Raw genomic sequence first — 13,246 nt, forward strand, 5'->3', positions numbered from 1 at the left:
CGTCGTGTCAACGGCCCCCGCCCCCACCTGCGGCGCTGGGGCAGCGCCGGCGTGCCAGGATTGACGCCATGGCGCGGGGACCGGTGGCGTTCGTGCTCGGGGGCGGAGGCGTCCTCGGGGCGGTCGAGGTGGGCATGCTCCGTGCCCTGTTCCGCGCCGGGATCCAGCCCGACCTGGTCATCGGCACGTCCATCGGCGCGGTTAACGGCGCGCTGGTCGCCGCCGACCCGTCCGAGGCGGTCACCGACCGCCTGGTGCGGCTCTGGGCCTCGCCCGAGGCGAGCGAGGTGTACGGCGACTCGGTCGCCCGGCAGGTGCGACGGTTCGCCGCCCGTACCCACCTGCACTCGCCCCGTCCGCTGCGCAAGCTGCTGGAGGGCGAACTGGGCGCGGAGACCACCTTCGCCGACCTGCGGGTGCCGTTCCGGTGCTGCGCCGCGAACATCGAGCGGGCCGCCGAGCACTGGTTCGACACCGGACCGGTGGTGCCGGCCGTGCTGGCCAGCGCCTCCGTACCGGGCCTGCTGCCGCCGGCTCGCATCGGCGACCAGCACTACATCGACGGCGGGATCGTCAACTCCATCCCCATCGGCGAGGCGGTCGCCGTGGGCGCCGTACGCATCTTCGTCCTCCAGGTGGGTCGGATCGAACGGGCGCTGAGCCCACCCAAGCGACCCTGGGAGATCGCCCAGGTCGCGTTCGAGATCGCCCGCCGGCACCGGTTCGCGCGGGAGATGGCGGCGCTGCCCGACGGCGTGGAGGTGCACGTGCTGCCGACCGGCGGGCTCGATCCCCGCGACGACACGCCGTGGGCTTACCGGGACATGGCCGCGGTGGGGCGCCGGATCAGCCGCGCCTACACGGCCTCCCGGCGCTACCTGGCGCAGGTGGAGTGCTGATGCCGCTGCCTCCACGGTGGCTGCGCCGGCTGCTGCTCGCCCCCGGCGTGGTGCTGCTCGCGGTGACGGTGGTGACCACGGTTCCGGTGTGGGCGCTGCTGGCGTTGGCCGCCTCACCGTTCGTGCCCGGCCGCCTGCGGCCCCTGCGCGTGCTGTGGGTCGGCGCCGTCTACCTGATGTGGGACGCGGCGGCGCTGCTCGCGCTCTTCGTCCTCTGGGTCGGCTCCGGCTTCGGCTGGCGGGTGCGGGCACCGGCCTTCCAGCGCGCCCACTACCTGCTGGCCGGCTGGTTCCTGCGGGTGCTGTTCTGGCAGGCCCGGTGGACACTGCGGCTGAGCATCGACGTGGTCGGCACCGACCCCGACACCGCCCTGCCCGGCCGGCCGGAACTGGTGCTCTGCCGGCACGCCGGCCCGGGTGACTCCTTCATCCTGATCCACGCGCTGGTCAACTGGTTCCAGCGGGAGCCCCGGATCGTCCTCAAGGACAGCCTCCAGTGGGACCCGGCAATCGACGTGCTGCTCAACCGGCTGCCGACGCGTTTCCTCGCGCCCGACCCGAGGGGCCGGGGCTCGGCGACCGAGCAGATCGGACACCTCGCCACCGGCCTGGACGACGACGACGCGTTCGTGATCTTCCCGGAGGGCGGCAACTTCACCCCGAAGCGCCGCCTGCGGGCCATCGCGCGCCTGCGCTCCCTCGGTCTGGAACGCATGGCCCTGCGCGCGGAACGGATGCAGCACGTGCTCGCCCCGCAGCCCGGCGGGCTGCTCGCGGCCCTGGACGCGGCACCGGACGCCGGTGTCATCTTCGTGGCCCACACCGGGTTGGACCGTCTGCTCACCGTCGCCGACGTCTGGCGCGAACTGCCGATGGACAAGCGAATCGTCATGCGGTTCTGGTCCGTACCGCCGGAGAACGTGCCGACCGGCCGGCAGGAGCGCATCGACTGGCTCTTCGACTGGTGGAGCCGCATCGACGAGTGGATCGCGGCCAATCGCGACGGCTCCGCGTAGGGTGCGGAGGTGGATCAGATCTGCGTCGTGACGACGGTGGTGGACGCGCGCTCGGTGGCTGACGTTCTGGCAGCCGCGGCGGTCGCCGGCCGACTTGCCGCCTGCGCCCAGGTGGGCGGCCCGGTGGACAGCACCTACCGGTGGCGGTCCAACGTGGAGACGAGCAGCGAGTGGGAGGTGCGGTTCAAGACCGCACCGGACCGGGTCACCGCGCTGGTGGAGCAGATCCGGGCCAGTCACCCGTACGAGGTGCCGGAGATCCTGGTGACCCGGGTGGAGAGCGGCAATCCGGACTACACCACGTGGGTGCACGACCACACCCGTCCCTGACCAGCCGGGCCCGGACGACGGCCTCGGGCCTAGGTATGCGCACTCTGGTCCGGTGATCCCCAGCGGTTGAGGATGGCCGCGTGGAGAACTCCGCCTACCCCTGCCCCGCCTGCGGCGCCCCGGCCGATCTCGGCACCGGTTGCTCCGGCTGCGGCCGCCCGCCGTGCCCTCCGGCGGCCGAGGTGCTCCGGCTCGACCGGGAGATCGTCGCGCTCGGCGCGGAGGTTGAGCGAGCGCGCCAGGCGTACCACCAGGTCACCGAGCGGCTCGGCACGGCCCGGCGGCGGCGTGCGGAGTTGGCGACCGCGATCCGGGCGGAGTTCCCGGCGCCGGTCCGTCCGGCCCCGGTGGTGCGACAACCGCCGGTGCCTCCGGCGCCGGCGATGCCTCCGTCGCGGTCCGGCGGCGCGGAGACCTCGACCCGGACGGTGCAGGGACTGCTGTTCGTCCTCGGTGGTCTGCTGCTCGGGACCGCCGCTGTGGTCTTCACCGCGGTCGCGTGGGCCAGCGTCGGGATCGCCGGACGGGCGCTGATCCTGGCCGCTCTCACCGTCCTCGCCCTGGCGGTCCCGCTGCCGCTGGCGCGGCGGGGGCTGCGGGGCACCGCGGAGACCATCGCCGCGGTGGGTCTGCTCCTGGTGCTCCTCGACGGGTACGCCGCCTGGACGGTGGACCTGGGCGGGGTGGCCGGTTGGCCCGGCACGAGGTACGCCGCGCTGGTCGGGGGGGCCAGCGCGGCGGCCGCCGTCGGGTACGCCCGGCTCAGCCGGCTGACCGGCCCGTGGTTCGCCGGCCTGCTCCTGGTGCAGCCGGTGCCGCTGCTGCTCGCCGTCGAGGCGCGGCCGGAGGGCGACGGTTGGGCGGTGGTCCTCGTCGGGCTGGCACTGCTGGACCTGGCGGTGCTGACCGCGCTGCGCCGCCGGGACGGCGGGCCGGCGGTCGTGGCCGGCCGGGTGGTGACCTGGGTCGGTTTCGCGGCCGCGCTCGTCCTGGCGGCGGGCTGCGCGCTGGTGCCGCTCGCGCTGGGCCGGGCGGCCGGCACGCCGCTCCTGGCCGGTGCCCCGCTGCTGCTGGTCGCGGCGACCCTGCTCGGGGCGGCCCTGCTCGTGGGCCCGGAACCGCTGCGGCACGTGGCCGCCGGCCTGCTGGTGCCGGTGCTGGGTGCGGCGGTGCTCCGCCCGGTCGCCGAGCTGCGGTCGTCGCTGGTGCTGCTGGCGGCGGCGCTGGTCGCGGTGGCGCTGGCCGGTGCCGTGCGGCTGCTTCCCGCCGGGTGGCGGACCGGGCCGCGGACCGGAGCGCTCGTGGTCGCGGGAGCGTTGGCGCAGATCACCGCCCTGGCGGGGATCGGGCTGGCCGTCACGGCGGTCGGCCGTTCGCTGCCACCCTGGCAGGGTGCCGCCGACGGTCCGGCACCCGCGTGGGGCTGGCAGCTGCCCGTCGCCGTGGCCCTGTCGGTCACGGCGTCGGCCCTGCTGCTGCCCAGGGCGGCCCGCCCGGCGCTCGCGGTGGCCGGCGGGGCGCTGACCGCGTTCGCCCTGCCCGCGGTGGGGGCCGCGCCCTGGCCGGCGGTGGTCGCCGTCGACCTGGTGGTCGGGGTGGCGTTGCTGGCGCTGGCAGTCGTCCGGCCGGCCGGTGACTGGCTCGTGCGGACCGCGGCGGTCGCCGGGGCGGTCCTGGTCGGGCACGGCCTGCTGGTGGGGCTGGCCGACCCGGTCGGTGCGGGGGTGACCCTGGCGGTGGTGCTCGTCGCCGGGCTGACCGTCGCCGCCGTCGGTCGCCGGGGGAGCGCGACGCAGCGCACGCTGGCCGGTGCGGCGCTCGCGGCCGCGCTGCTGGCCGTGCCGGCCGGTGCCGCCGTCGCCGCGTTCGCCGTGGCGGCGCCGCCCTGGTGGCAGGCCCGGGCCGCGCTGGCCGCCGTCGTGCTGTTGGCCGTGGGCCTGTGGGCGGTCCGCCGCCACTGGCCCGACCTGACCGGGTACGCCTCGACCGCGCTCGCCCTGGCCCTCCCGGTCGTCGGCGTGGCGCCGGTGGTCGTACCGGCCGACGAACCCGTGGTGCTCTACGCGGCGGTGGCGGTGCTGGTGGCCGTCCTCGGTGACCTGGCCGTCGGCCGGGCCGCCCCGCTGCGGGTGAGCGGGACCGTACTGCTCGCCGTCGCGCTCGTCGCCGCCGTGCCGGTGACGGTGACGGCGCTCGTCACCCCGTACGGGCATCTGCCGGCGCCCTGGTCCGGTGCGCCGTCGCCGGTGTCCGCGGCGGGGAGGTGGCCGGTGGGGCTGGCGCTGGTGCTGCTGGCGCTCGCCGCGACCGTGGTCGCCCGTACCGTCGGCGTCCGCGCGGTCGCGGCGGCAGGGGCGTCCGGCGTCCTCGCCGTACCCGTGCTGCTGGTGGCGGCCGGTGCGCCCTGGCCGGTGGTGCCGGCCGCCGCCCTGCTCGTCGGGGTCGCCGCGGTGCTGCTCGCCGCGTTCGCCGCACCCCGCCCTCCGCTGGGCGCCGTCGCGTCCACCGTCGGGCTGGTCCTCGCCGCCTCGGGGCTGCTCGGCGCGTCGGCGACCCGCGCCGGCACCCTCGCCGCCCTCGGCGTCGCGCTGGTGGCGGCGACGGCAGCGGGGACGGCCGGCCGGGCGGCCGGCGTACGGCTCGCGGGGTGCCTCGTCGCGGTCGCCGCCGCGACGGGCTTCGCGATCACCGCCGCGCGGGCCGCCGGGCTGCCGCTGCGGGCGGCGGCGTTCGGTGTGCTGGCCGTCGCCGCGCTCACGATGGCACTGGCGGCGCTCGCCGCCGCGCGCGTCGGTCCGCGGACCGCCGGGGCGCTGGACGGCGCCGGGCAGGCGGTGGCCCTGGTCGCGCTGCTGCTCACCGCCGGCTCGCCCCGGTACGCGGCGGCGGTCTGCGTGCTGTGGGGTGCCGCCGTCGCGCTGCGGGTGCTGCGCCCGGGCGAGCCGGTCGAACGGCGGTGGGCCTTCGCCGGGATCGCGGGCGGCAGTGAGCTGCTGGGCGCCTGGCTGCTGCTCGGGGCCGGTGGCGTCACGCTGGTCGAGGCGTACACCCTGCCGGCGGCGGCCCTCGCCCTCGCCGCGGGCCTGGTCGGGCTGCGGACCCGACCCGGGTTGACGAGCTGGCCGGCGCTCGGGCCGGGGCTCGCCACCGCGTTGCTGCCCAGTCTGGCGCTGGTGCTCGGGGCACCCGACCCGCAGCCGTGGCGGAGGCTCCTGCTCGGCGTCGCCGCCCTCGCCGCGGTGCTCGCCGGGGCCACCCGCCGGTGGCAGGCGCCGGTGGTGCTCGGCACCGTGACGCTCACCCCGCTCGCCCTGCACGAGCTGGCCCGGAGCTGGGACCTGCTGCCCCGGTGGATCTTCCTGGCTCTCGGCGGGCTGGCGCTCATCGGGCTGGCGGCCACGTACGAGCGGCGTCTGCGGGATCTGGCCCGCCTGCGCGCCGCAGTCGGCCGGATGGGCTGAGGTAGGGCGGGCCCTACCGCCGGTTCGGGGGTGTACGGGATTACCCAGCGCTACCGTCTGAGAGAGGCTCGGTAACAGGGCGTTCATCAGGCGCGCCCACCGAGGACGAGGGGGGCCGGGCATGGGACGTGCAGCGGTGGATCCGTCGGCGCGGCGGGGGAGCGACTACGCCGAGTTGTCGCGGCGCGTGCGGGCGGCCGGGCTGCTGACCCGACGTCCGGGCCGGTACCTGACCCGGATCGTCCTGACCGTCGGCGTCTACGTCGCGGTCTGGGCGGCGGTCGTCGTCACCGGCGACTCGTGGGCGCAGCCGGTGCTCGCCGTGGTGCTGGCGGTGGCCACCACCCAGGTGGCATTCCTCGGGCACGACGCCGGTCACCGGCAGATGTTCCGGCGACGCGGTCCCAGCGAACTCGTCGGGCTGCTCACCGGCAACCTGGCGATCGGCCTCAGCTACGGCTGGTGGGTCGACAAGCACAACCGGCACCACGCCAACCCGAACCACGCCGACGAGGACCCGGACGTGGGGGCCGGCGCGCTGGTCTGGACGTACGAACAGGCCGCCGAGACCCGCGGCGTCGCCCGTTGGATGGCCCGCCGGCAGGCGTGGCTCTTCTTCCCGATGCTGTTGCTGGAGGGCCTCAACCTGCACGTGGCGAGCATCCGCGCGATCGTAGGGCGGGAGCCCGACGGAACCTTCCGTACGCCGATGCGCCACCGCGCCGTCGAGGCGCTGCTGCTGGCGCTGCACACCGGCGCGTACGTGGCGGTGCTGCTGCTGACGATGTCGCCGGTCAAGGCGCTGGTCTTCGCCGCGATCCAGCAGGGCCTGTGGGGCCTCTACATGGGCTGCTCGTTCGCCCCGAACCACAAGGGCATGCCGATGCCGGACGGCGACGACGACGATCTGGACTACCTGCGCAAGCAGGTGCTGACGGCACGGAATGTGCGGGGCGGACCGTTCGTCGACGCCGCGCTCGGCGGGCTCAACCTCCAGATCGAGCACCACCTCTTCCCGAACATGCCCCGGGCGAACCTGCGGCGGGCCCGGCCGATCGTGCGCGCGTACTGCGCCGAGGTGGGCGTGCCGTACGCGGAGACCGGGCTGGTCGACTCGTACCGGCAGGCGTTGGCGCACCTGCACGAGGTGGGGCGACCGCTGCGCGAGAGGTGAGCCCGGCGGGCGCGCGGATCCGGTGGGCGGCGCAACCCGCGGGGTCAGACGCCGAGCTTGCTGGTCACGGAGGACGGCGCGTCGGTGACGGGGCCGGTGGGCCGGCGGATCGGGTAGCTCCCGCCGAAGCCGTAGAAGAAGAACTTGTGGGTGCCGGCCCCCGGCGCGGCGGCGTTGAGGTCGAGCACCACCTGGGTCAGTCGCCCCTGGTCGTCGGTGCTGGCGGTGAAGGGAACCTTCCGTGGGTCCGCTCCGTACCCGGGTATGGCGGCGGCATCCACGTTGGGGGACCGGCTCGCATCGAGGACACCCCGGTACTTCCCGGTGCCCTCATCGGTGATCTCGGTCGCCGTGCGGAGCAGCGCCCGGATGCCCACCGGGTCGCCGGCGGGCAACACGTTGAGTCGACTGTCAGCCGGGACGTCGGTCGTGCCCAGGCGCGCCCAGCCCTGGTCGCTCGCGTCGTCGAGTCGCAGGTAGACGTCGCCGTCGACCTGGACCAGCTGCAGCCGGGTGACCTTGCCCTGCTTGACCATCTCGAACGTCATTTCCGCGTCGTCGCCGGTCGGGTCCATGGCGCCGAGGACGAAGCTGTGGCCGCCGCCGCCCAACCTCTCGGTCCGGATCCGCAGCGGGGCTTCGCCGAGGCGGGCCGCGGCGGCCTCAAGGTCCGCGCGCACGTCTGCCGGGGAGCGCGTCGGCGGATGGGTGGCGGCCGGTTCGGCGCGGCCGGGGTCGCCCCCGGTGCAGCCAGCGACGGGTAGGACGGCGGCCAGTGCGAGGCCCGCCACCAATCTGCGGCGGAGCGTCACCGGGTTCTCCTTCGTGCGGGACGCGGGTGAACGGAAATGCTCCGGAAGGCGGCGTCATCGCCAGGTCCAGGGCGGCCAGCCTAGCGGTCCCACCGGACCGGCTCCGGCCCCGGTGGCTCCGCGCATCCGCTCTAGCGGCCACCGTCGATGTCTGGTAAGAATTCCTTCACTGTTGTCGATATCGACAAAGGAATTCTTCATCCGGAGGTGCGCCGTGACCGGTCTTCCGTACACCCGTCGTGACCTGCTTCGCGGCGCCGTCCTGCTCGGCGTCGGCACCGCCGCCGGCGGCGGGTTCTCCCTGGCCCTGGCCGCGCCCGCGCTGGCCGTCACCGCGCCGGCCATCGCGAGCTGCGCCACCTGGGGGGCTCGCAACCCGTCGTCGGCGCTGACCGTGCTCGGCACGAACCCCAACAAGATCGTCATCCACCACACCGACACCGCGAACAGCACCGACTACTCGCAGGCGCACGCGTTCTCCCTGTCGCGGGCGATCCAGAACTACCACATGGACTCCAACGGCTGGTCCGACACCGGCCAGCACTTCACGGTCAGCCGCGGGGGGTACGTGACGGAGGGGCGGCACAACAGCCTGTCCCGCCTCCAGGCCGGCTCCGGCATGGTCGTCGGCGCGCACTGCCCCGGCCAGAACGACCAGGGCATCGGCATCGAGAACGAGGGCAACTACAACGCGACCACGCCGCCGGCCGCGCTGTACGACCGGCTGGTGCAGCTCTGCGCGTACATCTGCGACCGTTACGGGATCGCGGCCACGCAGATCTTCGGCCACCGCGACTTCGTCGCCACGGACTGCCCCGGCGACGTCCTGTACGCGCGGCTGCCGCAGCTGCGCACGGACGTCGCGGCCGCCCTCGGCGGGGGTGGCGGGTTCAGCGTCGTGGTCGACAACGCCACCACCGCGCGCTTCGCCGCCAGCGCCAACTGGAGCAGCTCCGCCACCTCGACCCAGCGGTACGGCAGCAACTACCGCTACGCCGCCCCCCAGGCGACCAGCGACGCCGCCACCTTCACCGCCGCCATCCCGGCCGAGGGCTCCTACCGGGTCGAGGTCTGGCATCCGGCGTCCAGCGCCTACAACTCCGCCACGCCGCACGTCGTGTACGCGAAGTCCGGGACGCAGACGGTCACCGTCGACCAGCGCACCGGCGGCGGCGCGTGGCGGTCCCTGGGCACCTTCACGTTCGCCGTCGGCGACCGCACGGTGCTCGCGGTGAGCCGGTGGAGCGGTGCCACCGGGTACGTCGTCGCCGACGCCGTCCGGATCACCCGGGTCTGACGGCGCCGGCGTCCCGGCCCTGCGTACGGTGCCGGATGCCACGCCACCGCAGGTCGGCGACGTTCCGGGCCCACCGGTAGGGTCAGCGCATGGCAGACGTGCTCACCGCGCAGGCGGTGCGAGACGAGCTGGAAGGGCTGGCGGGCTGGTCGGGAGACCTCGCCGGGATCGCCCGCAGCGTGGAGCTGGCCAGCTTCCCGGAGGCCATCGCGGTGGTGGACCGGGTGGCCGTGGTGGCCGAGGAGATCGACCACCACCCCGACATCGACATCCGCTGGCGGACCGTGACCTTCCGTTGCGTCACCCACTCGGTCGGCGGGGTCACCCGCCGTGACCTTGACCTGGCGCGCCGGATCGACCAGATCGTGGGAGCGTCCGATGAGATTTGAGATCAGCAAGGTGCTGGACGCCATCGAGGGCCGGGTCTGCACCGACCCGTCCCTGGCCCGGGCGGTCCTCGACCTGGCCGAGGTGATCCGCTACCAGGACATCGACGGCGGACGACCCGCGAGCCTGCTGCGGCTCGGCATGGTGATCGACGCGCTGGCCCGCGAGCTGGAGGAGGACAGCGTTCCGGTCTACGCGGTGGTGCACCGGGCCCTGCTCTCCGACGCCGACCTGACCTCCAACGAACGCATGGTGGTGCGCCGCTGGGCCGACGACGGCCTGGTCGAGGTGCTCGACAACCCGGGCGACCGGATGCTGGAGGTGGCCGACCTGCTCGGCCTGCCGGTGGTCACCCGGGTCCGCTCCGACGGCCTGCGGGGGCGTTACCCGTGGCTGGTGGACCAGCCCGGGCGGGTCGTCGCCCCGGTGCCGGGCGCCGGCGGGCCGGTCTTCATCGCCCACGTCGGCGGTGGGCACACCCCGGTCGAGGGTGAGCGCTCACCGGCCGGCGTCAAGCTCCTCAGCCGCCACTGGCGGTGCCCCGAGTCCGGGTGCGCGCTCTTCGGCGGCGGTGGAGGCGGCGGGGCCTTCGCCGACCTGGCGCGCGTCGTCGAACGCAGCCCGGCCGCGCAGCCGCCACCGACCCTGCGCGGCGGCGTACCAACCTGCCCCCGGCACGGCGTCCGCCTCGGCGACGTTGGTCCCCGGCCCCGTGCCGAGGTGCTCGCCGTCCGCATCGGCGGGCTGATCCGGCGTCGCTTCGTCCTCACCGAGGAGCAGCCGGTCATGATCGGCCGTGCTCCCGAGCAGTCCGGTGGCGTCGTCCTCGGCCAGTGGCTCAACGACGAGGCCCGCCGCTGGATCAGCCGCAGCCACATCCGCTGCGAGCTGCGCGTGGGTGAGGTCGTCGTGACCGACGTGAGCACCAACGGCTCCGGCATCCGCCCGGCCGGCTCGATGGCGGAGGCCGACCGGATCCCCCTGGCGCCGCAGCAGTCCCGGGTCCTCGGTGAGGGCGACATGGTCGAGCTGTACCCGGGCGTGCAGATCGGCCGCCCCGGCGAACTTCCCGCCGGCGCCCCGTACACCCCCGCGTCGGTCATGGCCGAGGCACCCACGATGGCCATGCGCCTGCCCCGCTGAGCGCACGTACAGAACGCGGAAGGGCGCCGGGACCGACGGTCCCGGCGCCCTTCCCTCGTACGTACGCTCAGCCGGCCAGGACGGCCGCGAGCTGCGCCACGGCGTGGTCGATCTCGTCGGCGGTGATCACCAGCGGCGGGGCGAGACGGATCGTCGAGCCGTGGGTGTCCTTCGCGAGCACCCCGCGCTGCATGAGCCGCTCGCAGGCCTCCCGGCCGCTCATCAGCGCCGGGTCGATGTCCACACCCGCCCAGAGACCGCGCACCCGGACGCCGACCAGGCCCTTGCCGACCAGCGCCTGGAGACCGGACTCCAGCCGCCCGCCCAGCTCGGCCGAACGGCGCTGGAACTCGCCCGTGGCCAGCAGTCGGACCACCTCGGTCGCCACCGCGCAGGCCAGCGGGTTGCCACCGAAGGTGGAGCCGTGCTGGCCGGGCTTGAGGACACCGAGCACGTCGGCGTTGGCGGCCACCGCGGACACCGGCACGATGCCGCCGCCCAGCGCCTTGCCCAGCAGGTACATGTCCGGCACGACGCCCTCGTGGTCGCAGGCGAACGTCTGGCCGGTCCGGCCCAGGCCGGACTGGATCTCGTCGGCCACGAAGAGCACGTTGCGCTCGGTGCAGACCCGGCGTACGCCCGGCAGGTAACCCTCCGGCGGCACCACCACGCCCTGCTCGCCCTGGATCGGCTCGAGCAACACCGCGACGGTGTTCTCGTCGATCGCCGCCTCCAGCGCCGCAAGGTCGCCGTAGGGGACGACGGTGAAGCCCGGCGTGTACGGCCCGAAGTCGGCCCGTGCGTCCTCGTCGGTGGAGAAGCTGACGATGGTGGTCGTACGGCCGTGGAAGTTGCCCTCGGCGACCACGATGTTCGCCTGGCCCGGCGCGACACCCTTGACCTGGTAGCCCCACTTACGGGCCACCTTGATGCCGGTCTCCACCGCCTCGGCGCCGGTGTTCATCGGCAGCACCAGGTCCTTGCCGCAGAGCGCGGCCAGTTCCCGGCAGAAGTCGGCGAACTGGTCGTGGATGAACGCCCGGCTGGTCAGCGTCAGCTTGTCCAACTGCTCGTGGGCGGCCTGGATGAGCGTCGGGTGCCGGTGACCGAAGTTCAGCGCCGAGTAGCCGGCGAGGCAGTCGAGGTACCGACGCCCGTCCACGTCGGTCACCCAGGCGCCCTCGGCGGAGGCGACCACCACGGGCAGCGGGTGGTAGTTGTGCGCGGTCCACCGCTCCGCGTCCCGGACCGCACCCGGCGTCCGCAGCATGTCCTCGATCACTTGCTCGCCTTTCCCTGACGGAGTCGCAACGTGCAGCACTTCGGGCCACCGCCGGCCTTTCGCAGCTCGGACAGGTCGACGCCGATGGTCTCGTAGCCCCGGTCGCGCAGCTTGGCGGCCAGGTCGGTGGCCTGCGCCGGCAGCACCACGTGCCGACCGTCGCTGACCGCGTTCAGGCCCAGCACCTCGGCGTCGGCCATGGTCGCGTGGACGGCGTCCGGGAAGAGCCGGCGCAGCACCGCCTGACTGCCGGGGGAGAACGCCTCCGGCAGGTACGCCACGGTCCGCTCGTCGAGCACCGTGAGCGCGGTGTCCAGGTGGTAGAAACGCGGGTCCACCAGCTGCATGGTGACCACCGGGTAGCCGAAGACCTCCTGCAGCTGCGCGTGCGAGGCGTGCGCGGTGCGGAAGCCGGTGCCGGCCAGCAGGTGGTCGCCGACCAGCAGGACGTCACCCTCGCCCTCGTTGACGTGCTTCGGGTCGTACATCTCGAAGCCGGCGGCCTCGAACCAGGCCCGGTACGCGGGCGCCTCGTCGGCGCGCTGCGGGTCCCGGAACTGCACGGCCATCGCCTTGTCGTCGATCACGGTCCCGCCGTTCGCGGCGAAGACCATGTCGGGCAGGCCCGGCACCGGAGTGATCTCCTCGACGGTGTGGCCCAGCTCCCGGTAGACCTCGCGCAGCCTCTCCCACTGCCGGATCGCCAGGTCGGCGTCGACCGGGGCGGTCGGGTCCATCCACGGGTTGATGGCGTAGTCGACGGCGAAGTACGTCGGCCGGCACATCAGAAAGCGCTGGCTGGTGGCGTCCATCGTCATTGTCCTGCTCCCAGGGGTCGGGCGCGCCCGGCCACCTTCGGCCCACGGGCTGGCGCCTTCGCTCAACGTTATGCGGCGCAGACGGAGGGATCCACCGTCGGACCTTGCGGAGGCCAGCCGATCGTTGCGTCTGGGCAGCCCTCGGCGACGTTTCGTTGTGTCCCCCGCTCTGGGTGGGCTCGGGCCGGCAGCGGGCGCCCGTCCAGGGCCGCGTTCTGCCCCCGGTCCGGCTCTGCCCTCACCCGGTCCTGTCCTGTCCTGGACCGGTCCTGTCCTGGTCCGGCCTCAGCCCCATCCGTTCCGCTCCGGACCGGCCCACCGTGCGCCACAGCTCGGTCAGGCGTGACGTCCCGCGAAGGCGTTATGCCTGTCAGGCATATTTATGCCTGACAGGCATAACGAGTCCAAAGGGGACCCCCCCGGGGGCCTCCTACCCGCTGATTGATCCACTCGACTTCATTGCTGTCGGGGTGTCGGCGCGTCTCGAATGCCCCGACTTCAGGGAAGGCGTGCAATGATCTTGGCGCGGGGCGCGGGGCGCGGGGCGCGGGGCGCGGGGCGCGGGGCGCGGGGCGCGGGGCGCGGGGCGCGGGGCGCGGGGCGCGGGGCGCGGGGCGCGGGGCGCGG

At 74.5% G+C, this 13,246-nt stretch carries 11 protein-coding genes; 8 read left to right on the plus strand and 3 right to left on the minus strand.

The genetic code is table 11. The annotated features are described in order from the left end of the window. Window positions 1-68 precede the first annotated feature (68 nt). The 5 genes from ACTMSW_RS23120 (at window position 69) to ACTMSW_RS23140 (ending at window position 6,880) form a co-directional block, all read left to right on the plus strand. Window positions 69-899 (plus strand): patatin-like phospholipase family protein, encoded by an 831-nt coding sequence (locus ACTMSW_RS23120; RefSeq protein WP_441182758.1) that lies wholly within the window; start codon window positions 69-71, stop codon window positions 897-899. Next, entirely contained in the window at window positions 899-1,915 is a 1,017-nt protein-coding gene (locus tag ACTMSW_RS23125; protein ID WP_441182759.1) for a 1-acyl-sn-glycerol-3-phosphate acyltransferase, read from the plus strand. The genes ACTMSW_RS23120 and ACTMSW_RS23125 overlap by 1 nt, the downstream gene beginning before the upstream one ends. 9 nt (window positions 1,916-1,924) lie before the next feature. Then, the gene (gene cutA / locus ACTMSW_RS23130) at window positions 1,925-2,245 is read left to right on the plus strand and encodes a divalent-cation tolerance protein CutA (RefSeq protein ID WP_441182760.1); all 321 of its coding nucleotides are present in this window, start codon (window positions 1,925-1,927) and stop codon (window positions 2,243-2,245) included. An 80-nt stretch (window positions 2,246-2,325) separates the two neighbouring features. Beyond that, entirely contained in the window at window positions 2,326-5,706 is a 3,381-nt protein-coding gene (locus ACTMSW_RS23135; protein ID WP_441182761.1) for an SCO7613 C-terminal domain-containing membrane protein, read from the plus strand. Between the two features lie 121 nt (window positions 5,707-5,827). Beyond that, window positions 5,828-6,880, plus strand: coding sequence for a fatty acid desaturase family protein (locus ACTMSW_RS23140; RefSeq protein ID WP_441182762.1), 1,053 nt, complete (start codon window positions 5,828-5,830; stop codon window positions 6,878-6,880). Window positions 6,881-6,924: 44 nt separating this feature from the next. Here ACTMSW_RS23140 and ACTMSW_RS23145 read toward each other — a convergent pair whose 3' ends face one another. Further along, a complete protein-coding gene (locus ACTMSW_RS23145) occupies window positions 6,925-7,692 on the minus strand; it encodes a hypothetical protein (protein WP_441182763.1) in 768 nt (255 codons plus the stop codon). 214 nt (window positions 7,693-7,906) lie between these two features. Here ACTMSW_RS23145 and ACTMSW_RS23150 point away from each other — a divergent pair, with 214 nt between their 5' ends. The 3 genes from ACTMSW_RS23150 (at window position 7,907) to ACTMSW_RS23160 (ending at window position 10,519) form a co-directional block, all read left to right on the plus strand. Next, on the plus strand, window positions 7,907-8,989 hold the full coding sequence (locus ACTMSW_RS23150; RefSeq protein ID WP_441182764.1) for a golvesin C-terminal-like domain-containing protein: 1,083 nt from the start codon (window positions 7,907-7,909) through the stop codon (window positions 8,987-8,989). Between the two features lie 89 nt (window positions 8,990-9,078). Then, window positions 9,079-9,378 (plus strand): 4a-hydroxytetrahydrobiopterin dehydratase, encoded by a 300-nt coding sequence (locus ACTMSW_RS23155; protein ID WP_441182765.1) that lies wholly within the window; start codon window positions 9,079-9,081, stop codon window positions 9,376-9,378. Continuing rightward, a complete protein-coding gene (locus ACTMSW_RS23160) occupies window positions 9,368-10,519 on the plus strand; it encodes an FHA domain-containing protein (RefSeq protein ID WP_441182766.1) in 1,152 nt (383 codons plus the stop codon). Before ACTMSW_RS23155 ends, ACTMSW_RS23160 begins: the two co-directional genes overlap by 11 nt. Window positions 10,520-10,586: 67 nt before the next feature. Here the strand turns inward: ACTMSW_RS23160 and rocD are convergent, their stop codons facing one another. Both rocD and ddaH read right to left on the minus strand, forming a co-directional pair. Beyond that, window positions 10,587-11,801 carry an ornithine--oxo-acid transaminase gene (gene rocD, locus ACTMSW_RS23165; RefSeq protein WP_441182767.1) on the minus strand — a complete coding sequence of 405 codons (1,215 nt, stop codon included), beginning with the start codon at window positions 11,799-11,801 and terminating at the stop codon, window positions 10,587-10,589. Beyond that, window positions 11,798-12,613: a dimethylargininase gene (gene ddaH, locus ACTMSW_RS23170; protein ID WP_441182782.1), complete on the minus strand. Its 816-nt coding sequence runs from the start codon at window positions 12,611-12,613 to the stop codon at window positions 11,798-11,800. Before ddaH ends, rocD begins: the two co-directional genes overlap by 4 nt. Window positions 12,614-13,246 lie beyond the last annotated feature (633 nt).

Source organism: Micromonospora sp. BQ11, from assembly GCF_052068135.1.
In the GTDB taxonomy this organism is placed as follows: domain Bacteria; phylum Actinomycetota; class Actinomycetes; order Mycobacteriales; family Micromonosporaceae; genus Micromonospora.